General features: G+C 73.6%; 21 protein-coding genes and 1 pseudogene. 4 read left to right on the top strand and 18 right to left on the bottom strand.

Features of this window, described 5'->3' with window-relative positions; translation table 11 throughout:
- Positions 1-195: 195 nt before the first annotated feature.
- Positions 196-1,743: a hypothetical protein gene (locus ACFVU3_RS33290; protein WP_390072292.1), complete on the top strand. Its 1,548-nt coding sequence runs from the start codon at positions 196-198 to the stop codon at positions 1,741-1,743.
- Between the two features lie 68 nt (positions 1,744-1,811).
- Here the strand turns inward: ACFVU3_RS33290 and ACFVU3_RS33295 are convergent, their stop codons facing one another.
- From ACFVU3_RS33295 to ACFVU3_RS33310, 4 genes are all read right to left on the bottom strand, one after another.
- Positions 1,812-2,609, bottom strand: coding sequence for a VOC family protein (locus ACFVU3_RS33295; RefSeq protein WP_390072176.1), 798 nt, complete (start codon positions 2,607-2,609; stop codon positions 1,812-1,814).
- Positions 2,610-2,711: 102 nt separating this feature from the next.
- Positions 2,712-3,221: an NUDIX domain-containing protein gene (locus ACFVU3_RS33300; protein WP_390072178.1), complete on the bottom strand. Its 510-nt coding sequence runs from the start codon at positions 3,219-3,221 to the stop codon at positions 2,712-2,714.
- 34 nt (positions 3,222-3,255) lie between these two features.
- The gene (locus tag ACFVU3_RS33305) at positions 3,256-4,188 is read right to left on the bottom strand and encodes a universal stress protein (protein ID WP_390072180.1); all 933 of its coding nucleotides are present in this window, start codon (positions 4,186-4,188) and stop codon (positions 3,256-3,258) included.
- A 57-nt stretch (positions 4,189-4,245) separates the two neighbouring features.
- The gene (locus tag ACFVU3_RS33310; RefSeq protein WP_390072182.1) at positions 4,246-4,656 is read right to left on the bottom strand and encodes a DUF5997 family protein; all 411 of its coding nucleotides are present in this window, start codon (positions 4,654-4,656) and stop codon (positions 4,246-4,248) included.
- A 92-nt stretch (positions 4,657-4,748) separates the two neighbouring features.
- On the opposite strand from ACFVU3_RS33310, the gene ACFVU3_RS33315 reads away from it, so the two are divergent.
- Entirely contained in the window at positions 4,749-5,519 is a 771-nt protein-coding gene (locus ACFVU3_RS33315) for a LysR family transcriptional regulator substrate-binding protein (RefSeq protein WP_390072184.1), read from the top strand.
- A 72-nt stretch (positions 5,520-5,591) separates the two neighbouring features.
- On the top strand, positions 5,592-6,170 hold the full coding sequence (locus ACFVU3_RS33320; RefSeq protein WP_390072186.1) for a Type-2Aa cytolytic delta-endotoxin: 579 nt from the start codon (positions 5,592-5,594) through the stop codon (positions 6,168-6,170).
- A gap of 52 nt (positions 6,171-6,222) precedes the next feature.
- Here the strand turns inward: ACFVU3_RS33320 and ACFVU3_RS33325 are convergent, their stop codons facing one another.
- The 7 genes from ACFVU3_RS33325 to ACFVU3_RS33355 all read right to left on the bottom strand — a co-directional run bounded on the left by ACFVU3_RS33325 (position 6,223) and on the right by ACFVU3_RS33355 (position 16,178).
- Positions 6,223-6,765, bottom strand: coding sequence for a DUF6328 family protein (locus tag ACFVU3_RS33325; protein ID WP_390072188.1), 543 nt, complete (start codon positions 6,763-6,765; stop codon positions 6,223-6,225).
- A gap of 58 nt (positions 6,766-6,823) precedes the next feature.
- Positions 6,824-8,482: an FAD-dependent oxidoreductase gene (locus ACFVU3_RS33330; RefSeq protein WP_390072190.1), complete on the bottom strand. Its 1,659-nt coding sequence runs from the start codon at positions 8,480-8,482 to the stop codon at positions 6,824-6,826.
- Between the two features lie 28 nt (positions 8,483-8,510).
- Positions 8,511-9,416: a diiron oxygenase gene (locus ACFVU3_RS33335; RefSeq protein ID WP_390072192.1), complete on the bottom strand. Its 906-nt coding sequence runs from the start codon at positions 9,414-9,416 to the stop codon at positions 8,511-8,513.
- A gap of 222 nt (positions 9,417-9,638) precedes the next feature.
- Positions 9,639-11,414, bottom strand: a complete 1,776-nt coding sequence (locus ACFVU3_RS33340; protein WP_390072194.1) for a S8 family serine peptidase — start codon at positions 11,412-11,414, stop codon at positions 9,639-9,641.
- 225 nt (positions 11,415-11,639) lie between these two features.
- Positions 11,640-14,633: a carbohydrate binding domain-containing protein gene (locus tag ACFVU3_RS33345; protein ID WP_390072196.1), complete on the bottom strand. Its 2,994-nt coding sequence runs from the start codon at positions 14,631-14,633 to the stop codon at positions 11,640-11,642.
- Between the two features lie 170 nt (positions 14,634-14,803).
- Entirely contained in the window at positions 14,804-15,655 is an 852-nt protein-coding gene (locus tag ACFVU3_RS33350) for a DUF4344 domain-containing metallopeptidase (RefSeq protein ID WP_390072198.1), read from the bottom strand.
- Positions 15,656-15,758: 103 nt separating this feature from the next.
- Positions 15,759-16,178, bottom strand: coding sequence for a MarR family winged helix-turn-helix transcriptional regulator (locus ACFVU3_RS33355; RefSeq protein ID WP_390072294.1), 420 nt, complete (start codon positions 16,176-16,178; stop codon positions 15,759-15,761).
- A gap of 200 nt (positions 16,179-16,378) precedes the next feature.
- Between ACFVU3_RS33355 and ACFVU3_RS33360 the strand changes: the two genes are divergently transcribed.
- On the top strand, positions 16,379-17,827 hold the full coding sequence (locus ACFVU3_RS33360) for an MFS transporter (RefSeq protein ID WP_390072199.1): 1,449 nt from the start codon (positions 16,379-16,381) through the stop codon (positions 17,825-17,827).
- A 63-nt stretch (positions 17,828-17,890) separates the two neighbouring features.
- Here ACFVU3_RS33360 and ACFVU3_RS33365 read toward each other — a convergent pair whose 3' ends face one another.
- The 7 genes and pseudogenes from ACFVU3_RS33365 to ACFVU3_RS33395 form a co-directional block, all read right to left on the bottom strand.
- Positions 17,891-18,712 carry a VOC family protein gene (locus tag ACFVU3_RS33365; protein WP_390072200.1) on the bottom strand — a complete coding sequence of 274 codons (822 nt, stop codon included), beginning with the start codon at positions 18,710-18,712 and terminating at the stop codon, positions 17,891-17,893.
- 109 nt (positions 18,713-18,821) lie between these two features.
- Positions 18,822-21,563 (bottom strand): fumarate reductase/succinate dehydrogenase flavoprotein subunit, encoded by a 2,742-nt coding sequence (locus ACFVU3_RS33370; protein ID WP_390072202.1) that lies wholly within the window; start codon positions 21,561-21,563, stop codon positions 18,822-18,824.
- A 35-nt stretch (positions 21,564-21,598) separates the two neighbouring features.
- Positions 21,599-22,357: an ABC transporter ATP-binding protein gene (locus ACFVU3_RS33375; protein ID WP_390072203.1), complete on the bottom strand. Its 759-nt coding sequence runs from the start codon at positions 22,355-22,357 to the stop codon at positions 21,599-21,601.
- Between the two features lie 179 nt (positions 22,358-22,536).
- Positions 22,537-23,418: pseudogene (locus ACFVU3_RS33380) on the bottom strand (ABC transporter permease); the annotation flags it as partial.
- Positions 23,415-24,770 carry an ABC transporter substrate-binding protein gene (locus ACFVU3_RS33385; RefSeq protein ID WP_390072205.1) on the bottom strand — a complete coding sequence of 452 codons (1,356 nt, stop codon included), beginning with the start codon at positions 24,768-24,770 and terminating at the stop codon, positions 23,415-23,417. The pseudogene ACFVU3_RS33380 and the gene ACFVU3_RS33385, both read right to left, overlap by 4 nt.
- Positions 24,771-24,786: 16 nt before the next feature.
- Complete coding sequence (locus ACFVU3_RS33390; protein WP_390072207.1) at positions 24,787-25,014, bottom strand: ferredoxin family protein; 228 nt, start codon at positions 25,012-25,014, stop codon at positions 24,787-24,789.
- Between the two features lie 65 nt (positions 25,015-25,079).
- Positions 25,080-25,847: a GntR family transcriptional regulator gene (locus ACFVU3_RS33395; protein ID WP_390072209.1), complete on the bottom strand. Its 768-nt coding sequence runs from the start codon at positions 25,845-25,847 to the stop codon at positions 25,080-25,082.
- Positions 25,848-25,981 lie beyond the last annotated feature (134 nt).

Genomic DNA, 25,981 nt, shown 5'->3' on the forward strand with positions numbered 1-25,981 from the left:
ACTGCAGGGGGGACCCTGTGGGAGAGTAGGACGCCGCCGAACAATTTTTAGCCTCAACCCCCGGACTCTGTCCGGGGGTTGAGGCATTTTTGCGTGGTGCGTCCCTTCACTTCTCCGGGGGGCGGGCCTACCGTCGGCGGCCGGCGCGACCGACGTACGGACCAGAGGAGAGCTGCCGTGACCAGACGCTCAGCCGTGGCCGCTGTCCTGGGGGCCGTCCTGCTGGCCGGTTCGGCGCCCGTCGTCCAGGCCGAGGAGATACCCCTCGCGCTCGGGCACCGGCTCGTCGACCACTACGAGGGCGCCCCCGGGACCGCGCGGCCCCTGCCCGGAGCGGGGCCCGCCCAGCATCCGTACCTCGCACCCAACGGGCGCAGCGGGATGCACGCCGACGGGGCCGGCAGCGGGACCCACCCCTTTCCGGGGCCGCTCGGGAGGAGGCCCGAGGTGGTGAGCGAGAGGATCGCGGCGGTGGGAGGGGAGTGCGCCACCGTCACCTTCGACTCCGGCGGGCGGCTGGTCACCGTCTGCGGGACCTTCGGCGGGTTCCTGCTCAAACTGCTCGACCCGCGGAGCCTCGACACCCTCGCCGAGTACCGGTTGCCGCAGCGGTCCTCCACGGTGGAGGCTCTCACCCGTCTCGACTTCGGGAAGATCTTCAAGGACACCTCGGGAGGGGCGTACTTCTACCTGGACGACCGTGACCGGGTGGTCCTCGCCGACTCCCGGCAGCACGTGCTGCGGATCGCCCACGGGCGGACGGCGGACGGGGGCTGGGAGTTCAGGGTCGAGGACGACTGGGACCTCACCCCGCTCGTGCCGCACGACTGCGTCAGCTGGACCAACCTCCTCCCCGACGGGGTCTGCGATCCCGTCACCTCCGTGATGCCGGACTGGGACGGGCGGATCTGGTGGGTCACCCGGCTCGGACGGGTCGGGACCGTCGACCCCGGGAGCGGGGCGGTGCGGGCGACGCGACTGGAGGGGGAGGAGATCCAGAACTCGTTCTCCGTGGCCGAGGACGGCGTCTCGATCGTCACCGATCACGCGCTGTACGGCTTCCGGGCCGGCGCCGACGGGACCCCGAGCGTCGTGTGGCGGGAGGCGTACGACCGGGGGAGCGGGACCAAACCCGGGTCGGTGAACCAGGGGTCGGGGACCACGCCCGACCTCTTCGGCCGGCGTGACGCCTACGTGGCCATCACCGACAACGCCGACGACCGCATGAACGTGCTCGTCTACCGGCGCGGGGCGGACGTCGCCGCGGGGGAGCGGCTCGTCTGCGAGGTGCCGGTCTTCCGCTCCGGTGCCTCCACCACCGACAACTCGCTGATCAGCTGGGGCGACAGTCTCGTCGTGGAGAACAACTACGGGTACGAGAACCCCTCGTCGCTCGGGTTCGGGCGGAGCGTCACGGGCGGGGCGACGCGGATCGACGTGCGGGCCGACGGGAGCGGCTGTGACGTCGTCTGGGAGAGCGACGTGCGGTCGCCGTCCACCGTCCCGAAGCTGTCCGCCGCCAACGGGCTGCTCTACTTCTACGAGAAGCGCCCCCACCCCTTCGGCATCGACGCCTGGTACCTCACCGCCGTCGACTTCCGCACCGGCGCCCGGGTGTACTCGCGCTTCACCGGGACCGGGCTCGCCTACGACAACAACTGGGCACCGATCACCCTCGGTCCCGACGGCACCGCCTACGTCGGCGTCTTCAACGGGATCCTCGCCGTGCGCGACACCGCCTGAGCCCGCGGAGCACGGGAACGGCGCGGAACCCTCGGCCGGGCGCCGCGCCGTTCCCCGTACCCTCCGGCTCACTCCATCGGCGGCATCTCGCCGACGGTCGTCCGGACGTCGATCACCGCGAACGCGGCGCCCTGCGGGTCCATGAGGGCGGCGAAGCGGCCGAAGGGGCTGTCCATCGGGCCGAAGAGCTTGCGTCCGTCGAGCCGTTCGGCCGCGCCGACCGCCAGGTCGCAGTTGTCGACGGCGAAGTAGATCTGGATGTACGACGGGATCTCCGGAGGGAACTCGTCGGGGGACATCCGCATCCGGCCCAGGAGCGGATCGCCGCCGAGGTCGAAGACCTTGAAGTCCATCTTCTCGTCGGCCATCTTCTTCGCGTTGTAGCCGAAGACGCTCGTGAAGAAGGCGTCGGACTTCTCGGGCTCGCGGGTGAACACCTCGGCCCAGACGTACGAGCCGGACTCCCCTTCGAGCTCGAAGCCCTCGTGGACGCCGGCCTGCCAGAGGCCGAAGACCACGCCCGCCGGGTCCTGGGCGAGGCACATCGAGCCGAAGTCGCCGACCTTCATCGGCTCCATCAGCACCGTGCCGCCCGCGGCCTTGATCTTCTCCGCGGTGGCGGCGACGTCGTCCGAGGCGAAGTAGAGACACCACGCGGACTGCGGTGGGGTGTCGCCGCCGGGCATCGGCGGGACGACGGCGGCGACCGCCTTCCCGTTCTTGTACGCCTGGGTGTAGTTGCCGAACTCCGTCGACTCCTCGCCGAAGGTCCAGCCCAGCACGTCGGCGTAGAACGTCTTGGCGCTCCCGGCGTCGGTGAACATCGCGTCGGTCCAGACCGGGGTGCCTTCAGGTCGTGCGGCCATGACGTGACTCTCGCTTCCGATCGGTGACGTTTTGCGTGGCTCGTGGCCCCCGCCCACGCTAGTCACGACCCGCCCGTCCCGCGCGGTGACGCGCGGTCCGGCTCAGCGCGGCGGCCGTCCGAGGGTGTAGCGGTGGAAGGGGGCCTCCGGCAGGGCGAGGTCGGGCCGCCACACGGCGAGGACCTGCGCGGAGGGCAGGAACAGGGCCGCCGGCAGCTCGTCGGGGGAGGTCCACCGCCAGCGCACGATCTTCTGCGGCTCGGCCACCGCCGGGCTCCCCGAGAAGGTACGGACGACCGTCGCCGCCGTCATGCGGGTCAGCTCCGGAGAGGTGACCGTGTCGAGGAGCAGGCCGAGGACCTCCACGTCCGCCGCTCCGGTGACCAGGGTGGTCTCCTCGGCCAGCTCGCGGGCCGCCGCCTCCTCGATCGACTCGCCCGGCTCGACCCCGCCGCCCGGAAGCTCCCACACGCCGGAGCGGTCCAGGCCGAGCAGGACCCGGCCCCCGGCGTCGAGCACCACGATCCCGGCGCCCAGCGCGGCGGTCGGGGTCGGCGGGCGGGTGTTGCGGGAGGCGGCGGCGGGATCGGGGGCGTACGCGTCGGACGTCATGCGCCCTGTCTACCAGCCGTGACCGACAGCGAGGTCACGTCCCGGCGGCCGGCGGGACCACCGCCACCGGGCAGGCGGCGTGGTGGAGCACCGCGTGCGCCACCGAGCCCACCAGGAGCTCCGCGATGCGGTGCCGGTGGTGCCGGCCGACGACCAGCAGAGCCGCGTCGGCGGAGGCGTCCACGAGCAGACCGGCCGCGTCGCCCGGGGCCACCGTGCGCACCAGCTCCACGCCGGGCCGGCGCTCGGCGAAGGGGCGCAGCCGGGTCTCCTGTTCGCGCCGGGCCTCCGCGAGGAGCTCCTCCGTGTCGTCCGCGAGCGGGATCGGCGGGGGCATCTGGAGGGCCGGGGAGGGGGCCGCGACCAGCGTGGACGGGTTCGGCGGGAGCCGGAGCGCGGTCATCGCCTCCAGCGGGACGCCCCGTAGCCCGGCGGTCTCGAAGGCGAAGGCCACCACCTCGTCCGGAGTCTCCTCCGGGTGCAGGCCGAGCAGGATCCGTCCGGCGTCCGGGCCGCTGTCCAGGGAGGCGGTACGGGCCTCGTGCGGGACCACGACCAGAGGGCAGGGGGAGCGGGCGGCCAGGGCCCGGCCGGTGGAGCCCAGCAGGAGGCTGGCGAAGCCGCCGTGCCCCCGGGAACCGGTCACCAGGAGGCGGGCGCCCCGGGCCGCGTCCGGCAGTACTTCGGTGACCGTCCCGTCCAGGGAGGCGTACCGCACCGGCACCGTGTGCCCGCGCTCCTCCACCACGGTGCGGACGGCGTCCAGGACCGTGTCCGGCAGCTCCGGCTCCTTGCCCAGCGAGGCGATGCGGGCGGCGCCCAGCTGGAGCGCCTCGGAGCGGACGTGTGCCACGACCAGGGGGGCGCCCATGGCCTCGGCGGCGCCCAGCGCCCAGGCGAGGGCGCGCAGACTGTGCTCGGAGCCGTCGACGGCGGCGACGACGGGCGGGTCGGTTACCTCGTTCATGAGGGGATGCCTCCCGCGCCCGGCGCCGCGCCACACCGGCGGCGGCGCCCGGGTACGTCAGGCGTTCTGCTCGCGGGCGGTCTGGTCGGCCGCGCGCTGGGCGTTGCGCTCCTTGATCCGCACGTTCTCCTTGCGGACCTCGGACTGGGTGGCGCGCTCCTTGGTGAGCCACTCCGGGGCCTCGGCCTTGAGGGCTTCGATCTGCTCGGTGGTGAGCGCGTCGGTGACCCCGCCGCGGGCGAGACCGGAGATGGAGATGCCGAGCTTGGCGGCGACGACGGGGCGCGGGTGCGGGCCGTTCTGGCGCAGCTCCTGGAGCCAGGCCGGCGGGTTGGCCTGGAGCTCGTTGAGCTCGCCGCGCGTGACGACACCTTCCTGGAAGTCGGCGGGGGTGGCGTCGAGGTACACACCCAGCTTCTTCGCCGCGGTCGCGGGCTTCATCGTCTGGGAGTTCTGGTGCTGCGTCATGGTGTCCAGGGTATCGAGCACACGGGGCTCCGCCGACCACGGCCGCCCGCCGACCTGCGCCGACGGGGCGGACCGGCGGGTAATCTTGCGGGGTGACTGACTCCTCCCCGTCCCCCACGACCTTCCGGCTCGCCTTCGTGCCCGGTGTGACGCCCTCGAAGTGGGTGCGGATCTGGGAGCAGCGGCTGCCCGACGTGCGCCTCACGCTGCTCCAGGTGACGCCCGGTGAGTGCTTCGGGACGCTCCGGGAGGGGGCCGCGGACGCGGCGCTGCTGCGGCTGCCGGTCGACGGCGAGGACCTGGCCGCCATCCCGCTGTACGAGGAGACCACGGTGGTGGTCGTGCCGAAGGACCATCTGTTCGCCGCGGCCGAGGAGCTGAGCCCGGCGGATCTGGCGGAGGAGCTGGTGCTGCACCCGCTCGACGACACCCTGGAGTGGGAGGCCCCGCCGGGGCGGCCCGCCTTCCAGCGGCCGGAGACCACCGCCGACGCGATCGAGCTGGTCGCCGCCGGTGTCGGCGTGCTCGTCGTCCCGCAGTCGCTGGCCCGGCTGCACCACCGCAAGGACCTGACCTACCGCACGATCACCGGCGTCCCCCAGTCGCGGGTGGCGCTCTCCTGGCCGAAGGCGGAGGAGGCGCCCGACCTGGTGGAGGAGTTCATCGGGATCGTCCGCGGCCGGACCGTCAACAGCACCCGCGGCCGGCGGGCCGAGGCCCAGAAGGGGCAGAAGACCGCCAAGCCGGCGCCGAAGGCCGCGAAGAAGGCCGCCGGGGCGAAGCCGCAGCGGCAGCCGGCGAAGCCCGCCCGGGGCAAGGGCGGAGCCGCGGGGCGCGGCGGGAAGCCCCGCCGCGGGCGCTGAGCCGGCCGCTCGGCATACTCCTCCTGACGATCAAGCGCCCACTCCCGTGGGCGGTGAGAAGAGGAGAAGCCCTTGGCCGCCAGTTTCAGGACCGTGATCGAGGTGGCGCCCGCCCACCTCGACGAGGCCCGGTCGATCGACCGGGTCTTCCAGGAGGCGATCGCGCCCGCCACCGTCAACTTCGATTTCGGGGCCATCCACCGGGCGGCCGCGGCCGTCCCGGACTGCACCGTCGTGCGCATGGTGCGCGGCTGGGGTCTCAAGGAGCACGCGCCGCTGCTCGTCATGGTGCTCTCGCTGAAGGAGGCCGTCCGCCAGGCCCTGCCGACCGAGTGCGCGGAGGCGGGCTTCTGGGCGACCGTGGAGCGGGAGCTGGTCGCCGCGTTCACGGGGCTCGGTGAGGCGGCGGAGCAGGCGGGGCTGTCGTTCTACGAGGAGTCGGAGCAGCGCACCCGTTACTACCGGGACCTGTTCTTCGCGCTCCAGGACGAGGGCTCGGGCGACGCGCTGCACGCGCTCGCGTTCTGTGTGGACGTCACCGTCGAGCTGCCGAAGGAGCAGGTGCTCGGGCTCGGTCTGACGGACATCGCGCCGTTCTCGGTCGGGCTGAACGCGATCGTGCTGCGTCGCCCGCTCCCCGTCGCGGCCTGATCCGCCGCTTCCGCCGGCCCGCCGTCCCGGGCCGGATCCCAGGAGCGGTCGCTCAGTGCGGCCAGGGGCCGTAGCCGTCCTCGGCCTTCCTCTCGTCCCCGTCGTCGTCCTTGCCCTGGAGCCGGGTGACGATCGGCACCACGAACCAGCAGAGCCCCACCCACGCCGCCATCCCGATGAGCAGCCACATCGCGATGCCGTTGTCCAGCACCATGCGCATGATCAGCAGGAACGTCGACATGATCGTCAGGTAGAGCAGCACCATGCCGACCAGCGTCAGGCGCGCCGCCCACTGCACCGTCTCCGGTTTGAGCCGGCGCCCGGCGACCAGCCGGTGGACCGCCACCGGCGCGACCAGCGCACCGGTGGTCGCCGCCCCCAGGCAGAACGTGACCACGTAGATCATCCGGTCCGTCGTGCCCAGCTCCGTGAAGCGCGGCTGGAAGACGACCGCGACCAGGAAGCCGAACAGGATCTGGGTGCCGGTCTGGGCCACCCGCAGCTCCTGGAGGAGTTCGTTCCAGCGTCGGTCGGCCCGCTCCTCGCGGCTCTCGCCGCGCCCGTCGTGGTGGCGGATGGTGTTTTCCGTGGACATACGGGGCGAATGCCCTCGCATCCGCCCCGTATGCGTGCCGTACGCGTCCCGACCGGGGTCAGCCCACCGGTCCGCGCAGCCGGCCGCGGCGGGCCGCCGCGACCAGTTCGGGGACGGTGGCGAGCTTGACCCGCGGCCGGCCGGCCGCCGCGCCCCGGGCCCGCTCGGCCCGGTCGATGGCGGCGAGCCCGCGGGCGTCCACCAGCCGGCCGCTGCGGTCGCGGGCGAGGCGCCCGAACGCCTTCGCGGAGCCGGCCGGCTTCGGCAGCCGGCCGTCGACGGCGTCGGCCAGGAGGCTGCCGACGGTCTCGGCGGCGCAGGCGCGGTTGGCGCCGATGCCGCCGGAGGGGCCGCGCTTGATCCAGCCGACGACATAGGTGGCGGTCATGCCGTCGACGCGTCCGGCGGTGTGGGGGACGGTGCCGGTGGCCTCGTCGAAGGGCAGTCCGGCGAGGGGGACGCCCCGGTAGCCGATGGCGCGGACGAGGAGGCCGGCGGGGATCTCGGCGGGGCCTTCGGCGCCGCCGGTGCGGACCGCGCGGACCGCGTCGGGGCCGAGGGCCTCCTCGGGCGCCGAGTGGAAGCGGAGCACGATGCGGCGGCGGCCGGTGTCGGGTCCGCGCGTCCAGTCCACGGTCTCGCGGGCGACGTCCTTCAGCAGGGCGGCCCTGCCGTCGGGGGCCGCGGCGTCGATGGACTCCGCGATCCGGGGGTCGTGGGTGTCGACGACGAGGTCGACTCCGGGTAGGTCGCCGAGGGCGAGGATCTCGGAGGCGGTGTACGAGGCGTCCTCGGGGCCGCGCCGGCCGAGCAGGACCACTTCGCGGACCCGTGAGGCGCGGAGGGCGGCGAGCGCGTGGTCGGCGATGTCGGTGCCGGCGAGGGCGGCGGGGTCGCGGACGAGGATCCGGGCCACGTCGAGGGCCACGTTGCCGGTGCCGACGACCACGGCCCGCTCGGCCGTGCCGAGGGAGACGGCTTCCGGCGCGGTCTCCGGGTGGGCGTTGTACCAGGAGACGAGGGAGGTGGCGGAGAGGCTGCCGGGCAGGTCCTCGCCGGGGATGCCGAGGCGGCGGTCGGACGGGGCGCCGACGGCGTACACGACCGCGTCGTGGTGGGCGGCCAGTTCCCGCGGGGTGATGTCCTTGCCGATCTCCACGCCGAGCCGGACGGTGGCCCGGGGGTGGGTGTGGAAGCGGGCGAGGGTGTCGCCTGCGCCCTTGGTGCCCGGGTGGTCGGGGGCGACGCCGTAGCGGACGAGCCCGCCGGCCACCGGGAGCCGGTCGATGAGGGTGACCTCGGCGTTGGTGTGGAGCAGCAGGTCCTCGGCGGCGTACATGCCGGCGGGGCCGGTGCCGACGACGGCGACCCGGATCGGGGCGAAGTCGGAGGGCAGGGAGCGCGCGAAGGAGGGTCCGCCCCAGGGGTGGAAGGTGGGGGAGGCGAGGACGGGGGCGGGTTCGCGGCCCTCGTAGTGGGCGGCGTTGATCGCCTCGTACTTCTTCAGCGGCTCGGTGAGCCGGTCGGCAGGGAAGATCGCGTCGACGGGGCAGGCGTCGGCGCAGGCTCCGCAGTCGATGCAGCTCTTGGGGTCGATGTAGAGCATCTCGGTGGTGCCGAAGTCCGGCTCTTCGGGCGTCGGATGGATGCAGTTGACCGGGCAGACGGCGACGCAGGTGGCGTCGGAGCAGCAGGTCTGGGTGATGGCGTAGGTCATGGCGGCGGCTCGGCTCGGCTCGGCGGGGTCAGAGGAGGTGGGCGCGCTGGTAGAAGCGGACGGCGGGGCGGGTCAGCATGCCGACGTCGCCGAGGAACTCCATGAGGCCGGAGCAGCTGGCGCGGAGCCGCGCCTTGTAGTGCTCGTTGGACGCCGCTTCGCGGCGGGCGCGCTCGGGGTCGAGGCCGGCCCGGACGTACACCTCGGGGTTCACCAGGCTGGTGATGATGTAGTACGCGGCGACGGCGACGATCAGTGCCTGGAAGTGGCGGCGGGCTCGGCCGGCGCGGGCGAGGTGGCGGCGGGTCTCGTCCCGGGCGAACTTCATGTGCCGGGATTCCTCGACGACGTGGATGTTGTTGATGGTCCGGACGAAGGGGACGACCCGCTCGTCGCGCATCCAGTCGCGCTGCATGACGTCGAGGACCTCCTCGGCGACGAGGATGCCGGCGTAGGCGGCCTCGCCGAAGCCGACGGTCTTCATGACCCGGCCGAGTTCCATGATGGCGCGCTTGGGCCGGTAGGCGGGGGCGCCGAGCTTCTGGGAGCCGCGGGCGAACATGATCGAGTGGCGGCACTCGTCGGCGATCTCGGTGAGCGCCCACTGGAAGCGGGGGTCGGTGTGGTCGGTGCGGTAGATGTCCCGGAGGATCATCTGCTGGAGGATCATCTCGAACCAGATGCCGGTGGAGGCGACGGAGGCGGACTCCTGGCGGGTCAGCTCCTTCTGCTGCTCGTCGGTCATCTCGTTCCAGTAGGCGGTGCCGTAGAGGCTGTTCCACTCGGGGCTCTGTCCGTGGAAGGACTTGTCGAGCGGGGTGTCCCAGTCGACCTCGACGGCGGGGTCGTAGCTGAGCTTGGCGGCCGACCGGAGGAGCCGCTCGGCGACGTCGTCGTGGTCGTGGTGGTCCGGGCGAACGGTGCTGCTGGCCATCGGTGCGGCTCCTTGGGTCACGCGGTCGGCTCGTGGTCGTTCCTCCGCTTGTTAGACGTGGTGTCTAGCAAGCTTGTTAGACGGAACGTATAGCAAGGGTGTCGCGCGGGCTACCCCCCGGTACGGACTTTCTCGCCGATCGCCGCGCGGGGGCCCGTTCCCGGGCACGCGGAAGGGGCCGGAGCGTGGTCCGCTCCGGCCCCTTCAGATGCTGTCCGACCGTCAGAAGGTCAGGTTCCAGGCGTCGATCCTGCCGGTGTCCGCGCTGGCGTTGTCGTTCACGCGGAGCTTCCAGACGCCGTTCGCCACCTCGGAGGAGGCGTTGACGGTGTACGTCTGGACGATGTTGTCGGTGCCGCTGCCGGTCCGGTTGTGCACGGTGTAGACCGAGCCGTCCGGGGCGACCAGGTCGACCTTGAGGTCACCGATGTAGGTGTGCTTGATGTCCACGCCCACCTTGAGGGTCGCCGGCGCGTTGCCGGTCACCCCGCTGACGGTGATCGCGCTCTCGACGGTGGTGTTGTCGGCGATCGTCACGTCGGCCAGGTTCTCGAAGTACTTGCCGGGGGGCGGGGTCGAGCCGCCGACGGCCTTCAGCGCGTCCACGCGGCCCTCGCCGAAGAAGCCGTTCTTCGCCGTGGTGCCGGTGCAGCGGCTGTCCGAGGGGCAGGCCAGGTCGGTGGCGTGCTCGCCGAGCTTGGCCCGGATGTCCGCCGGGGTGTACGCCGGGTTGGCGCTGGCCAGCAGCGCGGCGACGCCCGCCACGTGCGGGGAGGCCATCGAGGTGCCGCTCAGCGAGGAGTACTTGCCGCCGGGGACGGTGCTGTAGACGGACTCGCCGGGCGCGGAGACCTCGATGACGTCGCGGCCGAAGTTGGAGAACGACGCCTTGGACGTGCCGCTGGTGCCGTTGGCCGCGACCGTGACGACGCCCGGCAGCTCGGCCGGGATGTCGAGGCAGTCGTTGGTGATGGTGCGGGTCACCGGCGTCGAGTCGTTCGGGCTCGACGAGTCGGTGGTCTTGTTGGCCAGGTCCACGTTGGAGTTGCCCGCCGCGGCGACCTGGAGCGAGCCCTTGCCCTCGGCGTACGCCTGGGCGCGGCCCACGCCCTCCAGGATGGCGGCCTGGTCCAGGTTGTTCGGGCAGTTGAACTGCCACGGGTCCGTGTAGTAGCTGTTGTTGGTGACCTTGAAGCCGTGGTCACCGGACCACACGAGGCCGCAGATGGTGTTCTCCGCGAAGAACAGGGTGCTGCCGGGCTCGGCGATGCGGACCGAGGAGATCTTCACGCCCGGCGCGACGCCGATGGCGCCCTTGCCGTTCTTGGCGGCCGCGACCGTGCCGGCCACGTGCGTGCCGTGCTGGTCGACGTCGCGCCAGGCGCCGGCGCGGGTGTCGGCCTTGCCGTAGGCGCAGGAGACCGAGTCGGCGGCGTTGAAGTTCGGCGCCAGGTCCTGGTGCTGGTCGTCGACGCCGGTGTCCAGGATGCCGACCTTGACCGAGGCGGAGCCCGGGTTGACGGCCCACGCCTGGTCGGCCTTGATCTGGGTCATGTCCGAGCGCACGGGCTCGGTCGTCGGAGCCGCCGACTGCGACGGGTTGGACGGGAGGGCCGGGTTGTACGCGTCGGCCGGGACGTCCGAGGTGCGGGTCGCGCCGACCTTCTGCACGCCCGCGACGCCACGCATGGTGGTGGCGAAGGAGGCGGAGGTCGAGTGGGCGACGATCACGCCGATGGCGTCGAAGGAGGAGAAGACCGAACCGCCGTTGGCGGCCACGGCGTTGCGGACCGCGGTGGTGTCACCGGGAGTGGTGATGACCAGGTAGGCGCGGGTGCCGGCGGCCCAGGCGGCGGAAGCCGCGGGCGCCTGCTGCGCGGCGCGGGCGGTCGCGGTGAAGGCCGCGAGCGGCTCGTTGTCGAGCGGGGCGGCCTGGGCGAGCGAGACCGGGCCCGCGAGCGCCAGCGTCGAGCCGAGGGCGATCGCCGCGAATCTCATCCGGCCGGATATGTGGGAAAACAATGCGTCCTCCGATGGCCCGGTGGCGCGGGTGGCGCCGGCCGGGCCCTGTGATGTGTGGGGTGGACGCAAGATCCCAGACGGGCGGAGCGGAAGGAAGCCTTCTGCCCGACAAGCCCGTTCATGTAACAGAATCTTGACTTGAACATGGCGAAAAGGGGGCGGATTTCCTCCGCCCGCCCCCTTTGCGCCCCGGTTGTGCGGCTACTTCAGGTAGGGGCCCGCGGTGCCGATCTTCCCGGGCCCGTTCAGGACGTACACCCGCAGGTTGCCCTTGCCGGGCGCGCCGACCGCGAGCGTGCCGCCGGTGACGACCTTGACGTCACCGGTGACGGCGTCGGTGTACGTGCCGTTCGGGATGCCGTTGTACGTGGCGCCGCCCGAGACGGTGACGAGCGCGAAGCTGTCCGTCGAGCCGCTGGTGTAGCGGCGCTTGTACGCCATGCCGCCCGAGATGCCCTCGGTCGAGTACTGGCCCATCTGGAGCGCGGGGACGGCCCGCCGGATCTCGTTCAGCCGCTGGACGTGCTTGACCAGGGGCTGCTGGAGCGTGGTCGCGACCTGGCCGCTCGCCTCGGAGACCTTCGAGAAGCCGGAGGCGGTGACCGTGCCGGCGAGGTGCGCGCCGTAGTAGGCGCGGCCGGTGGTCGCCAGCGGGCAGCTGGGCCCGCAGTCGATCTTCTGGCCCTTCTGGAACTCGATCTCGGAGCCGTAGTAGAGCGTCGGGATGCCGCGGAAGGTCCACATCAGGGACATGTTCTCGGCCCAGGCGTCGGTGCCGCCGGTGTAGCGCTCGCTGGACTTGTTCGGGCCGTAGTCGTGGCTGTCGACGTAGACGACGTTGTAGGTGGCGTCGTTGTAACTGTCGTCCGAGTCCTTGCCGTTGGAGAAGGCGTTGTACGCGTCACCGAAGTTCATGTGCATCCGCATGTCGATCACGTTCATGCCGGAGAAGCGGCTGTGGTCGGGTGCGTGGTAGCTGTTGCCGTCGAGGAAGGCGTTGGTCGAGGTCGGCTGGTTGCCGGTGCCCTGCTGCTGCTCGTAGTCGTACATCTCCAGAGCCGCCCTGGCGTCGTCGGCGGCGTACTCCTTGCGCTCCTTCCAGGTGAAGAACTGGGCGGAGTGGTTCACCGAGCCGCGGTTCCACTTGTCGTTGACGAAGGCCGCGACCTCGCCGAAGACGAAGAAGTTCTTCGCCGCCTCGGCGCCGTGGCGCTGGGTGACGCGCTCCTGGATGGCGGGGAGGAAGCGGCGGTTCCAGGTGGTGCGCGGGATGTGCACCGCGGTGTCGACGCGGAAGCCGTCGACGCCCATGTCGATGTACTTGTCGTACGCGCCGATCAGGTAGTTCTGGACGGCCGCGTTCTCGGTGTTGAAGTCCGCCAGGTCCTCGTGCAGCCAGCAGGACCGGGAGTCCTCGCCCTCCCAGTTGCCGATCCAGCACGGGTGGTAGAGCTCCTTCGGGAACATCCCCGAGGTCGGACTCGGCCACTGGCAGTTGTAGACGGTGTAGCCCTCGGCGCTCTTGCCGCCGGTCGGCTTGCCCCAGTTGACGCAGGTGTTGCCGGCGGGCTCGGCCGTCGACCAGAGGTCGCCGTTGTAGTACGACTTGCCGGTCTTGGTGTCGACGGTCAGGCCGTCGTACTCGAAGCCGGGCTGCTTCTCGTCGTAGTACCAGCTCCACTGGGTGTCCCGGACGCCGTAGACGGTCGGCGTGAACAGGCCCTTGGCGCCCCAGCGGGAGGAGTGGTTGTAGACGACGTCCTGGTAGATCTTCATGCCCTTGGCGTGGGCGGCGTCGATGAGGTCCTGGTAGGAGGCGCCGGCCGACTCCAGGCGCGGGTCGACCTTGTAGAAGTCGTAGCCGTGGTAGCCGTGGTAGTCGTAGTCCGAGCGGTTGAGGACCACCGGGGTGACCCAGACGGCGGAGAAGCCGAGGCCCTTGATGTAGTCGAGCTTCTGGATCAGGCCCTTGAAGTCGCCCCGGAACATGGGGTCGTCGCCGGCCGCGTTGCCCGACTTCACGTGCTGGCTGCCGCCCCGGTTGTTGGAGGCGTCGCCGTCGTTGAAGCGGGCGGTGAGGACGAAGTAGATCGGGTCCTTGCGCGGGTCGGTGCCGAGCGGCTTGCCGTTCGCCGGCGCGGTGGGTCTGTCGCCGGTCGTCGCGGTGGCCGGGGCGGAGGCGGGCGAGACGTTCCCGGCGGCGTCCACGGCCTTCACCGTGTAGGTGTACGCGGTCCGTTCGGCCAGGTCCGTGTCCGACCAGACCGTCGAGCCGACGTCCGTGACCACCGTGCCGGTGGTGCCGCCGACGCGGGTGACCTGGTACTTCGTCACGCCCCGGTCGTCGGTGGCGGCGTCCCAGGAGAGCAGGACGGAGACGCCGTCGGCGGTCGCGGTGACCCGGGCCGGGGCGGTGGGCGCCTGGGTGTCGGGCGGGGTGGCGGCGCAGGGATCGGTCGCGTTCGCGGTCACCACCCGGTCCCGGACGGTGGAGGTGCCGGTGCCGATCGTGTAGTCGGAGCCGCCGTTGTTGTCCCACACGCCGTTGCCGTTGTTGAACGCGGCCTTGAGGGAGCCGGCGGTGCCGAGGGCGAGCTCCTGCTTCCACCAGCCGGTGCAGGCGGCCGTCATGCCGAGCCCGGGCGCGGTCGTCCACGCGCCGCCGGCCGGCTGGTAGTGGACGTTGACCGTGGACCAGCCGAGGGAGGCCGAGGAGTAGTACACCGTCGCCTTGTTCGCGGCGGGCGGCGGCGTGTCGGCGCACGGGTCGGAGTGGGCGACCACACCGTCCTTCACGGTGATGTTCCCGGTGCCGAGGGCGTAGTTGCGGCCGCCGTTGTTGTCCCAGGTGCCGGCGCCGTCGTTGAAGGTGGCCTGGAGGCCGGCGGCGGAGCCGAGGCTGACGGTCTTCTTCACCCAGTCCGTGCAGGCGGGTTCCATCGCTGTGCCGGGGACCGTGGTCCAGGAGCCGCCGTCGGGCGCGTAATGCAGGTTGTGGGCCGGCCAGTTCTTGGTCTTGGTCCAGTAGTGGACGGTCGCCGTGTTCTCGGCGGCGGCCGCCGCCGGAGCGGCGGCGAGCGGGGCGGCGGCGGCCGGTGAGGCGCCGGGCGGCGCCGCGACCAGGCCGGTGAGGCCGGCGGCGACGGCGAGCAGCGCGAGCGCGCGCCGGCGCGGCCGTGTGCGGGTGGGGGACATGAGATCTCCAGACGGGGGCGCGCCGAGGACGGGGGCCGGTGGAGCGGCGGGGATCGGCCCCCGTGGAAGCGCGTGCGGAAAGTTGCGGAAAGTTCTTGCGTCGGCGGGAAGTTACCCCCGTGTGGCGCGCGCGTAAAGGGTCCGCGTCGAAGCGTTTCGAAGGGTGGGATTCACCGCTGCTTGAGGTGGGGGCCCAGCAGGGCGCGCCAGGACGAGTCGATCCGCCGGTACTCGGCCGGGCAGAGCGCGGCGCGGTCGCGGGGCAGCACTCCGTCCGGGTTGCCCTCGGCGTCCACCGCGTCGGCGAACCGCTCGGGATCGGAGCCGTAGAGCCAGCAGGCCCAGTTGAAGAACCGCTGCCCGTCCAGGGAGTGGACGTCGGAGTACGCGGCCACGCCCGGGTCGCCTCCCTCGGACGCCTGCCACATCGCGCCCCAGGCGTTGATGGCGGAGATCGCGTAGTCGGTGTGGCGTTCGTCGCCGGAGGCGAGGAGGAGGACGGCGAGCTGGTCGACCGCGTCCTCCTCGCGGCCGGTGACCGGCAGGTCGTACAGGTCCACGAGGGCGTGCCCGAGCTCGTGGAAGAGGACGCCGTTCGAGAGTCCGACGACGTCCTCGTCGGCGGCGGCGGTCCGCCGCGCCGGGGCGCCGTCGGTGTCGAGGGCGGCGAAGACCTTCCGGGCGTCGGGCACGAAGCCGTAGCAGTAGGTGATCCGCCCGGTCCTCCTGTCCCAGAAGGGGTTGGGCTCCGCGCAGCCGGCCGCGCGGAGCGGTACGTCCCGGGGCAGGGCGATCCGCGCGTCGGCGTAGGCGGCGGCGTCCTCCAGGACCCGGCGCTCCCGGAGGAAGGCGCGGGCGGCGCGCTCCCCGGCGGTCCGCGGCTCCTCGTACGCGACGACCAGCCGGCCCGCGCCCCGGCTCGGGCCGGTCGTGGGGGAGGGGCCCGCCGGGGTCGCCGCGCAGCCGGTCAGGAGGGCGGCGGCGAGGGCGAGTCCGCCGCGGAGGCGGGCGGTGGCGGGCATCGGCGGCACCTCGTCTCGTGGGCGTCCCTGCCGACGAGCCTGGCCGGAGCGTCCGGCGGGGGCGAGTCCGCCGCGCCGGACGGGTGAGGCGGGCCGTGCGGGGTCAGCTCCGGGGCCAGGGCCGGCCCTCCAGGCGTTCGATGTCCCGGTTGAAGCGCTCCAGGAAGTCCGCGAAGGCGGTCACGTCCCGCGGCGACCAGTGCTCCATGATCCGCTGGAGTCCGCCGATGTTGAAGGAGCGGTCGGCCTCCAGGCGGCGCTCGCCCTCGTCGGTGATGCGGAACTTGCGGGCGATGCCGCCGTCCGGGTCCGGGATGCGCTCGACGACGCCGGCCCGGAGCATGGCCGCGGTCTGCCGGTTGAGGGTGGAGGCGTCGAGCCCGAAGGCGTCGCTGAGCTGTCCGATGGACATCGGCCCGTGCATCCGGATCCGGGTGAGGAGCACGTACGCGCTGCGGTCGAGGCCGCCGGCGCCGACCCGGGTGCGGGGTGCGTGGAGGTGCGAGTGCCGGCTGAGCAGCATCGTCTCGAACTCGATGCGATCGGTCGCCTCGTCCGCCTCGTCCGGTGTGTTCACGGGAGGCTCCACGGGCGTGTCCTCGGGCTGGTCCATGGGGTCATTCTCTCCTGCGGCGGTGAGATGTGCATCATGCATGACTTGTGCATCATGCAATTGATGTGCATGATGCACAAGCCTTGCTTTCGTCACCCAGGGAGAAACCCGTGGACCGCGCCCAGACCGACGCACGCCCCGGAGGCGTCGTCGGCGTCCTCGCATTCGCCGGCATCGTGGCGGCACTCATGCAGACCCTCGTGGTGCCGCTCATCGGCGACCTGCCGAGGCTCCTGCACGCGAGCGCCTCCGACGCCTCGTGGGTGATCACCGCCACGCTGCTCGCCGCCGCCGTCGCCACCCCCGTCGCCGGACGCCTCGGCGACACCCTCGGCAAGCGGACCGTGCTGCTCGCCTCCACCGTCCCGCTGATCGCCGGCTCCGTCGTCTGCGCCCTCTCGGACTCCGTCGTCCCGATGATCGTCGGCCGCGGTCTCCAGGGCCTCGGCATGGGCGTCGTCCCCGTCGGCATCAGCCTGCTCCGCGACGTCCTGCCGCCCGAGAAGCTCGGCGGCTCCATCGCCCTCATGAGCGCCTCCATGGGCGTCGGCGGCGCCCTCGGCCTGCCGTTCTCCGCCGCCGTCGCCGAGCACGCCAGCTGGCGCGTCCTCTTCTGGGTGGCCGCCGCGCTCAGCGCCGTCGTCGCCGCCCTGATCTGGCGCCTCGTCCCCGCCGGCCGCCGCAACCCCACCCCCGGCCGCTTCGACGTGCCCGGCGCCCTCGGCCTCGGCGCCGGCCTCGTCGCCCTCCTCCTCGCCGTCTCCAAGGGCGCGAGCTGGGGCTGGGGCAGCACCACCACCCTCGGACTCCTCGCCGCCGCCGCCGTCACCCTGCTCGCCTGGGGCTTCTGGGAGCTGCGCACCCGCGACCCGCTCGTCGACCTGCGGGTCACCGCCCGCCCGGTCGTCCTGCTGACCAACCTGGCCTCGGTGCTCGTCGGCTTCTCGATGTACGCCCAGTCGCTGGTCGTCCCGCAGCTCCTCCAGCTCCCCGAGGCCACCGGCTACGGCCTGGGCCAGTCGATGATGGCGATGGGCCTCTGGATGGCCCCCGCGGGCCTCGCGATGATGCTGCTCGCCCCGCTCGGCGCCAAGCTCTCCGCCGCCCGCGGCCCCAAGGTCACCCTCTCCGTCGGCGCCCTGGTCATCTCCGCCGGCTACGCCTCCTCGCTCGCCCTCATGGGCTCCACCTGGGGCCTGCTCGTCGTCACCCTGATCTGCAACACCGGCGTCGGCCTCGCCTACGGCGCGATGCCCGCCCTCATCATGGGCTCCGTCCCCGCCGAGGAGACGGCCTCCGCCAACAGCTTCAACACCCTCATGCGCTCCATCGGCACCTCGGTCTCCGCCGCCGTCATCGGCGTCGTCCTCGCCCAGATGACCACGACCCTCGGCGGCCACACCCTGCCCTCCGAGAACGGCTTCCGGGCCGCGATGCTCATCGGCGCCGGCGTCGCCCTCCTCGCCTCGCTCGTCGCGGCCCTCATCCCCGCCCGGCACACCGCCGACGCCGGCGCCCCCGCCGAGGCCCCCGCCCCGGCGGCCGCCCGCGCCGCCTGACCCCCGGACACGGGCCCGCGAAGCGGTACGGGGACGAGGCGGCCGGCCCCGTACCCGTACCGCTCACGCCGTCCCGTCCGCCTCCAGCGTGAACAGCGCCCCGTCCGGATCCCGCACCACCACCCGGCGCCCGTTCCCGCCCGCCTCGGGCTCACGCGCCCCGCCCCACTCGCCGCCCGGCACCACGCTGCCGCCGTGCTCCGTCACCGCCGCCACCGAGGCCGTCAGGTCCGGCACCCGGAACCGCACCAGCCAGCGCGGCCGCAGCTGCGGCCGGGGCGAGGCGGCCTCCACCGGCCCGCTGTCCAGGCGGGCCACCGGCACCCCGGCCCGCCGCAGCACCACCCGGTCCTCCTCGTACGAGGTCTCGCAGTAGCCCGGCACGTCGTCCGTCCAGCCCAGCACCCCGCCGTAGAACACGGCCGCGTCGAAGGCGTTCCGGGTGTGCAGCTCCACCCACGCCGGCGCGCCCCGCTCGCCCACCTGCCAGCGCGACACCAGCCGGCCCTCCCACACCGCGAACGCGGCCCCGTCCCGGTCCGTCGCCAGCGCCGCCCGCCCCTGCGGCGGGTACGCCACCGGGCCCACGCCGACCGTGCCGCCCCGCTCCCGGATCCGCGCCACCGCCGCGTCGGCGTCCTCCACCGCGAAGAACACCGTCCACGCCACCGGCAGCGCCAGCTCCGCCGCCAGCGCGGCGATCCCCGCGACCGGCGTCCCGTCCCGCTCGCCCACCGCGTACGCCGACCCCGCCTCCAGGTCGCCCGGTCGGAACGTCCAGCCCAGCACCGCGCCGTAGAACCGCTCCGCCGCGCCCAGATCCCGCGCCGCCAGACTCAGCCAGCACGGCGCGCCCAGCGCCTCCGCCGTCGTCGGCTCCGTCACCGGACCACCTCCTTGACCGAGCGCCCGCCGGCCGGACGCCACCCCGCGCGCCTTCCCGGACCGGCCGCCCGGCACACCCCGCTTCACCCGGCCGGCGGCGGGGGAGACGTCAGGACGCCACCGGCGCGAGCCCCCGGGCCGCGTACGCCCGCACGTCGGCGTCCGGGTCCGCTGCCGCGGTCGCCAGCGCCGCCCGCGCCTCCGGAGCCGGGGCGTGCCCGAGGAGCGCGAGGACGGCCGCCTTGCGCACGTCCGCGTTCCCGTCCGCGAGCCCCTTCGCCAGCGCCGGCACCGCCCGATCTGCCGCGGCCGCCCGCAGCGCCGCCGCCGCCCCCGCCCGCACCTGCCACGCCGGATCGTCCAGCGCGGTCACCGCCCGCTCCGCCAGCGCCGGCGGGCAGCCGGCCGCCGCGAGCGCCCCGAACGCGGCGCCCCGCACCAGCGGGTCGGGATCGCCGAGCAGCGGGACCAGCGGCCCCGGCTCCGGCGACGGCACGGCCGCGAGCCCCCGGGCCACCGCCACCCGCACCTCGCGGGCCGGGTCGGCCGCGGCGCCGGACAGCGCGGCGACCGCGTCCACCGAGACCAGCGCCCGCACCGCCTGGAGCCGCACCTCCGTCGCCGTGTCGGCCAGCGCCGCCGCGTACACCCCCGCGTCCCCGAGCCGGCGGGCCCGCAGCACCTCGACCGCCACCGCCCGCACCGCGGGATCGGGCGTGTCCAGGGCGGCCCGCAGCCCGTCGCCCAGCGCGGCCCCGGCGTCCAGCACCTCCGCGAGCTCGCGGAGCGCCCCCACGGCCGCCGCCCGCACCGCCGTGTCCTCGTCCCGCAGCCGGGCCGCCAGCGCGGGCCCCGTGCCGGCGGGCACGGTCTCCGCCAGGACGGCGACGGCCGCCGACCGCACCTCTGGTTCACGGTCCGTCAGATAGGGTGCCAGAGCGTCGAGTTCAGGGGAGTCCTCGGCCAGCGCGAGCAGCCGCAGCAGCCGGGGGCCCGGGTCGCCGGGCCCGGCCGGCGCGGGCGCCGGAAGGGCCGACGCCGCCACCGGGGAGGCGGGCGGCACCTCGCGCGGTCCCGCCGTCGCGACCGGGACCAGCGCCACCTCGCCCAGCGGCCGCTCCGGGCCGCCGGGCGGCGCGAACTCCGGCACCGGCACCACGTACGGCTCCACCGGCCGCGCCGTGAACTCCATCGCCCCCGAGCCCGACCTGCGCAGGTCCAGATGGAACAGCCACTCCGCGTCGTTCTGCTCCGGGTGGTCGAGCCGCTCGTGGTACAGCCCCCAGCGCGACTCCGTCCGGGCGAGCGAGGCACGGGCCGCCATCTCCGCGCAGTCCCGGATGAACGACACCTCCGCGCAGCGCATCAGCTCGTGCGGCGTCCGCCCGCCCATCTCCGCGATCTCCCCCGACATCCGGTCGAACGCCTCGACCGCGAGCGACAGCCTCGCCCCCGACTTCGGCGGCGCCACGTAGTCGTTCACGAACCGCCGGAGCTTGTACTCGACCTGGGGCTGTGGCGGCCCGTCCGGGTTCCGCAGCGGGCGGTAGACCAGCTCGTGCGCCGCCTCCAGCTGCGCCCGGTCCAGCTCGCCCTCGTACGCCCGGTACCGTGCCGCGTCCTCGCCCGCCAGGTCGCCGTAGACGAAGGCGCCGATCATGTAGTTGTGCGGCACGCACGCCAGGTCGCCGGCCGCGTACAGGCGCGGCACGGTGGTGCGGGCGTGCGCGTCCACCCGCACCCCGGAGGCCGAGTGCCCGCCGCACAGGCCGATCTCGGAGATGTGCATCTCGATGTCGTGGGTGCGGTAGTCGTGGCCCCGGTTGGCGTGGAAGGTGCCGCGGGTGGGCCGCTCCGTGGAGTGGAGGATCGACTCGACCGCGCCGATCGTCTCCTCCGGCAGATGGCTCAGCTTGAGGTACACCGGCGCCCGGTCGGAGGCGAGTTCGGCCGCGAACTCGGCCATCATGTGCCCCGACCAGTAGTCCGACTCGACGAACCGCTCGCCGTGCCGGTTCACCTGGTACCCGCCGAAGGGGTTGGCCACGTAGGCGCAGGCGGGCCCGTTGTAGTCCTTGATCAGCGGGTTGATCTGGAAGCACTCGATGCCGGTGAGGGCGGCCCCCGCGTGGTACGCCATCGCGTAGCCGTCGCCCGCGTTGGTGGGGTTCTCGTAGGTGCCGTACAGATACCCCGAGGCCGGCAGCCCGAGCCGGCCGCAGGCGCCGGTCGCCAGGATCACCGCGCCCGCCCGGACGATCACGAACTCGCCGGTGCGGGTGTGGAGTCCGGCGATCCCGACCGCCCGCCCGTCCTCCGGGTGGGTCAGCACGCGCACCGGCATCACCCGGTTCTCGATCCGGATCCGCTCCCGCATCTCCCGCCGCCGCAGCTGCCGGTACAGGACCTTCTTCACGTCCTTGCCCTCGGGCATCGGCAGCACGTACGAGCCGGAGCGGTGCACCTGGCGGACCGCGTACGCGCCGTGCTCGTCCTTCTCGAACTTCACCCCGTACGACTCCAGGCGCCGCACCATGTCGTAGCCCCGCACCGCCGTCTGGCGGACCGTCGACTGGTCCACCAGGCCGTCGTTGGCACGGGTGATCTCGGCGACGTAGTCGTCCGGGTCCGCCCGGCCGGGGATCACCGCGTTGTTCACCCCGTCCATGCCCATGGCCAGGGCGCCGGAGTGCCGGACGTGCGCCTTCTCCAGGAGCAGGACGTCGGCGCCGTGGCCGGCGGCGGTCAGCGCCGCCATCGTGCCGGCGGTGCCGCCGCCGACGACGAGCACGTCGCAGGAGAGCTCGCGCGCGTCGGCGAGGGCGGGGACGGTGGTCAGGGGCGAGGACACGGAGGGCCTTTCTGGCAGGGGTCGACCGGGCGGGTTCAGAGGGAGTCGAGGACGCGGCGCCGCAGCGCCCGGGTGGCCGGGGCGTCCCGGGCCGAACGGTCCCGGGGGTGCGGCACGCCGAGCACCTCGCCGGACGGCAGCAGGGCGATCCGGTCCCCGAGGTGCACGGCCTCGTCCACGTCGTGCGTCACGAACACGACGGTCGCGCCGGTGCCGCGCAGGATGCCGGCCAGCAGGTCCTGCATCCCGGTCCTGGTGTGCGCGTCCAGCGCGCCGAACGGCTCGTCCATCAGCACCGCGCGCGGCCGGCCCGCCAGCGCCCGGGCCAGCTGCACCCGCTGACGCTGGCCGCCGGACAGCTGGTGCGGCCACTTCGCCGCGTGACCGGCCAGACCCACCCGGTCCAGCCACTCCCCGGCGGCCCGCCGGCGTCCGGCGCGGTCCACGCCCCGGATCGCCAGCGGCAGTTCGACGTTGGCCCGCACCGAGCGCCACGGCAGCAGCGCGTCGTGCTGGAAGACGAGCGCCCGGTCGGCGCCCGGCCGGCGGACCGGCTCGCCGTCCTGCGTGACCCGGCCCTCCGGCGGCGGCAGCAGCCCGGCGAGCGTCCGCAGCAGGGTCGTCTTGCCGCACCCCGACGGGCCGACCACGGTCAGCACCTCGCCCGGCGCGACCCGCAGGGTGAGCGGCCCGCCCAGGACGGTCCCGTCGGGGTGCCCGAGCCGCGCCCCGTCGAGGGCGAGCGCGGCACCCGCGGACGGGGAGGCGGCAGGAGGGGCGGAGGTGGCGCTCACGGGACCGGCTCCTTCTCGGGGACGGGGGTGTCGGTGGGTTCGGCGGGTTCGGCGGGTTTGCTGGAGCCGGTGGGTTCGGTGGATTCGGTGGGTTCGGTGGGTTTGGTGGATTCGGTAGGGCCTGTGGGGTCCGTGGGACTGCTGGGTTCGGTGGGGAGGGTGGGGAGGGGGGCGGCAGCGGGAAGGCCAGGGACAGTGAGGGGCGGGGGCGCGGTGCCGGTGGCTCCGGACTCCTCCGGGGGCCGCCCGGACGCGCCGCCGGCGCGCGGCGTCGCGCCCCGGGCCGCCGGGCCGGGCAGCCAGGCGGTGACCCGGCGCCCCACCCGTTCGACGCCGGTGGAGGTCAGCAGGCCCAGGGCGCCGATGGTGACCATGCCGACGAAGACGCCCGGATAGTCGACGACCGTGTAGTCCTGCCAGGTGCGGTAGCCGACCCCGTACTCGCCGGAGATCATCTCGGCGGAGATCACGCAGATCCACGCCACGCCGATGCCGACCGAGAGGCCGCCGAACACCCCGGGGAGGGCGCCCGGAAGGACCACCGACCACAGCACCCGGGCCCGGCCGCCGCCCATCGTCTGGACGGCCTCCTCCCACACCGGGCTCAGCGCCCGCACCGCGTGCCGGGTGGACACCAGGACGGGGAAGAAGGCGGCCGCGCAGGTGATGAAGACGATCCCCTGCTCGTTCGTCGGCAGCAGCAGGATCGCCACCGGCACCAGGGCGATCGCCGGGACCGGGCGCACCACCTCCACCAGCGGGCCCAGCAGGTCCGCCGCCCACCGCGAGCGGGCGATCGCCGTGCCGGCGGCCACCCCGAGGACCGCCGCCAGCAGGAAGCCCGTCACGATCCGGCGCAGACTGTGCCCGAGGTCCTGCCAGTAGGACGCGGTGCCCACCCGGTTGGCGAGCGCCGAGGCGACCTCGCCGACCGTCGGGAACTGCTCGAACCGCAGCCACAGGTTCACGTCGTACGCGGTGACCACCTGCCACAGGGCCAGCGCGGCGACCAGCGAACCGGCCCGGACCAGGCGGCGGCCCGCCGTCGTGGCCGCGCTCACGAGCCCGCCGCCCGTACCGCGTCCGCGTACGTCACGATCCGGGAGCCGGTGTGGGCCGCCACCCACCGCTCGGCCGCCGCCCGCGTCACGAAGGCGTGCCAGGAGCCGCCGCCGGTGACCCACACCGCCCGGTCCGCGAACCACGGGGTCCCGGTCGCCGCGTCCGGCACGTACGCCGCCCTGACCGTCCCCGGCCCCGCCTGCGCGACCGCCTTCAGCAGGTCGCCCGCCGAACCGAAGGCGCGGGTCGCGGACCGGCCGCGCAGCCACAGCTCCGCCTTGGCCGCGCCCGCCTTCGGATATCCGGCGGCGGCGACCGCGCGCTTCAGCGGTTCCGGGTCGACGAAGGCGTCCACGTCGACGTCCTTCACCAGACCGGCCTCCCGCAGCACCGGCACGTCCTCCTTCAGCGCGGCCAGCAGTTCGGGCTTCAGCTCGGGGTCGAAGGTCGCGATGCCCTGGGCGCCGTTGTAGAGGTAGACCACCTCCGCCGGCAGTCCCGTCTCCTTCGCGACCGACTCGGCGGACGCCACCGGAGCCGACCGCAGCCGGTCCGTGGCCCGCCGCTGCGCCCGGAGGAAGGCGTCCAGCACCCCGGCCCGCTCGCGCGCGAACTCCTCCCGCACGGTGACCCCGTGGAAGGTCGGCAGGTCCAGCTCCGCCCCGTCGTACAGCGCCCGCGCCTTGCCCTGGAAGGCGAGCAGCCCGGGCCAGGCCACGAACTGCGACAGGGCGTCCACACTGCCGCCCGCGAGCGCCGAAGCGCCCACGCTGGGCTGCTGGTTGAGCTTGGCGATGTCCTGCGCCGGATCGAGTCCCGCCCGGCGCAGCGCCCGGACGAGCGTGCCGTCGGCCGCCGAGCCGACGCTCGTCGACACCCGCTTCCCCTTCAGGTCCGCGAGCGACCGAAGCCCCGAACCCGGGGCGGTGACCACGGTGTTGAGGCCGCCGCGCAGGTTGTAACCGGTCACCGAGACGAGCCGGGTGGGCTCCTTCAGCTGCCGGCCCCGGGCCGCGTTGAGCAACAGCGGGAAGTCGCCCATCGACCCGATGTCGATCTTCCCGGCGGTCATCTGCGCGGTGATCGGCGCGCCCGTCGCGTAGTCCTGCCACTGGACCCGGTAGCGGACACCGTCCTTCCGGCCCTGGGCCGCCAGCTCCTCCTCGAAGTAGCCGAGCGAGCGGAGCAGGGTGCCGGCGGTCACCGTGTTGATGGTCTTCGACTGGTAGCCGACGGTCACCGTGACGGTCCCGCCGGACTCCTCGTCCGCGTCCGCGGGACCGCCGCAGGCGGTGGCGAGCGGGAGCAGCAGCGCGAGCGGCAGCAGTGACCGCGTGAGTCTCTTCTTCATGGGAGTTCGGTGCCTTTCACCGGAGCAGGTAGGGCATGTTGACGGTCACCGCGCCGGTGGGGCAGCGGGCGGCGCACGGGCCGCAGTACCAGCACTCGTCCACATGCATGTACGCCTTGCCGTCCGTCTCGCGGATCGCGAGCGAGTCCAGCGGACACATGTCGACGCAGAGGGTGCAGCCGTCGATGCAACGGGACTCGTCGATCGTCACGGGCACGTCGGCACGCTGGGGCACCAGGGGCATGGCGGACTCCGGGAGAAGGGAGGAAGGGGGAAGGGAGGAAGGGGGAAGGGGCGGGGGCGGGGGCTTCAGAGGGAGCGGCGCAGCACGCCGCTCATGGTGATCCGGTCGCCGCGGAAGCGGATGAACTCCAGGTCCACGGGCCGGCCGCACGGCAGATGGGTGAGGCGTTCCAGCATCAGCAGGGCGGCGCCGCGCGGGGCCTGGAGGACGGCCGCCGCGTGCGCGTCGGCGTTCACCGCCTCCAGGGTGATGTCGGCGTGGCCGAGCGGCCCGCCGGTCAGCTGCTCCAGGAGCCGGAACACGTCCGTGTTCTCCAGGTCGCAGCCGAGGAGCTCACCGCCGACGTCCATCGGCAGGTACGACAGGTCGAGCGAGAGCGGCAGCCCGTTCAGGCTGCGCAGCCGCTCCACGCACAGCACGTCGGAGCCGTCCGGCAGCCCGAGCCGGTGGGCCACCGGCCCGGGCGCCCGCACCGGGCCGAGGTTCCGCACCTCGTTGGTGACCCTCCCGTGCTCGTGCAGGGTCTCGGCGAGCCCCTGGAGCCGTTCCAGGCCGTGCGGGTACTTCTCGGCGACGACCACCGTCCCCACCCCCGGCTGCCGCTCCACGAGGCCCTCGCCGCGCAGCAGGTCGAGGGCCTGCCGGACGGTGTTCCGGCTGGCGTGGTGGTCGGCCGCCAGCACGTCCTCCAGCGGCAGCACCCCCCGGGGGAAGGCGCCGGTCAGGATCTGGTGCCGCAGCAGGTCGGCGAGCTGCCGGGCCCGGTCCGCGCGCAGCCGGCGGCGGCGGGCGGCGGCGACCGGGAGGGCGGCGGGGGTGCGTTCGGCGGGCATGGCAGGGAACGTAACCGGGGTGCGGCCCGGTTGGTGTTGCCGCAGTATTGCGCCACCGGAAGCGCGGGGCGTACGGCTCTGACCTGCATGGACGACGGGAAGGGGCGGAGATCCGCCACCACCCCGCCCACCAG

This window comes from Streptomyces sp. NPDC058052, assembly GCF_042885515.1.
Classification (GTDB): Bacteria; Actinomycetota; Actinomycetes; order Streptomycetales; family Streptomycetaceae; genus Streptomyces.

Coding starts and splice junctions, on each gene's coding strand:
- ACFVU3_RS33385 (WP_390072205.1), bottom strand. CDS start 24,770: ATGAAGAAGAGACTCACGCGGTCACTGCTGCCGCTCGCGCTGCTGCTC.
- ACFVU3_RS33335 (WP_390072192.1), bottom strand. CDS start 9,416: ATGGCCAGCAGCACCGTTCGCCCGGACCACCACGACCACGACGACGTC.
- ACFVU3_RS33345 (WP_390072196.1), bottom strand. CDS start 14,633: ATGTCCCCCACCCGCACACGGCCGCGCCGGCGCGCGCTCGCGCTGCTC.
- ACFVU3_RS33340 (WP_390072194.1), bottom strand. CDS start 11,414: ATGAGATTCGCGGCGATCGCCCTCGGCTCGACGCTGGCGCTCGCGGGC.
- ACFVU3_RS33295 (WP_390072176.1), bottom strand. CDS start 2,609: ATGGCCGCACGACCTGAAGGCACCCCGGTCTGGACCGACGCGATGTTC.
- ACFVU3_RS33300 (WP_390072178.1), bottom strand. CDS start 3,221: ATGACGTCCGACGCGTACGCCCCCGATCCCGCCGCCGCCTCCCGCAAC.
- ACFVU3_RS33330 (WP_390072190.1), bottom strand. CDS start 8,482: ATGACCTACGCCATCACCCAGACCTGCTGCTCCGACGCCACCTGCGTC.
- ACFVU3_RS33305 (WP_390072180.1), bottom strand. CDS start 4,188: ATGAACGAGGTAACCGACCCGCCCGTCGTCGCCGCCGTCGACGGCTCC.
- ACFVU3_RS33395 (WP_390072209.1), bottom strand. CDS start 25,847: ATGCCCGCCGAACGCACCCCCGCCGCCCTCCCGGTCGCCGCCGCCCGC.
- ACFVU3_RS33390 (WP_390072207.1), bottom strand. CDS start 25,014: ATGCCCCTGGTGCCCCAGCGTGCCGACGTGCCCGTGACGATCGACGAG.
- ACFVU3_RS33325 (WP_390072188.1), bottom strand. CDS start 6,765: ATGTCCACGGAAAACACCATCCGCCACCACGACGGGCGCGGCGAGAGC.
- ACFVU3_RS33355 (WP_390072294.1), bottom strand. CDS start 16,178: ATGCTGCTCAGCCGGCACTCGCACCTCCACGCACCCCGCACCCGGGTC.
- ACFVU3_RS33310 (WP_390072182.1), bottom strand. CDS start 4,656: ATGACGCAGCACCAGAACTCCCAGACGATGAAGCCCGCGACCGCGGCG.
- ACFVU3_RS33350 (WP_390072198.1), bottom strand. CDS start 15,655: ATGCCCGCCACCGCCCGCCTCCGCGGCGGACTCGCCCTCGCCGCCGCC.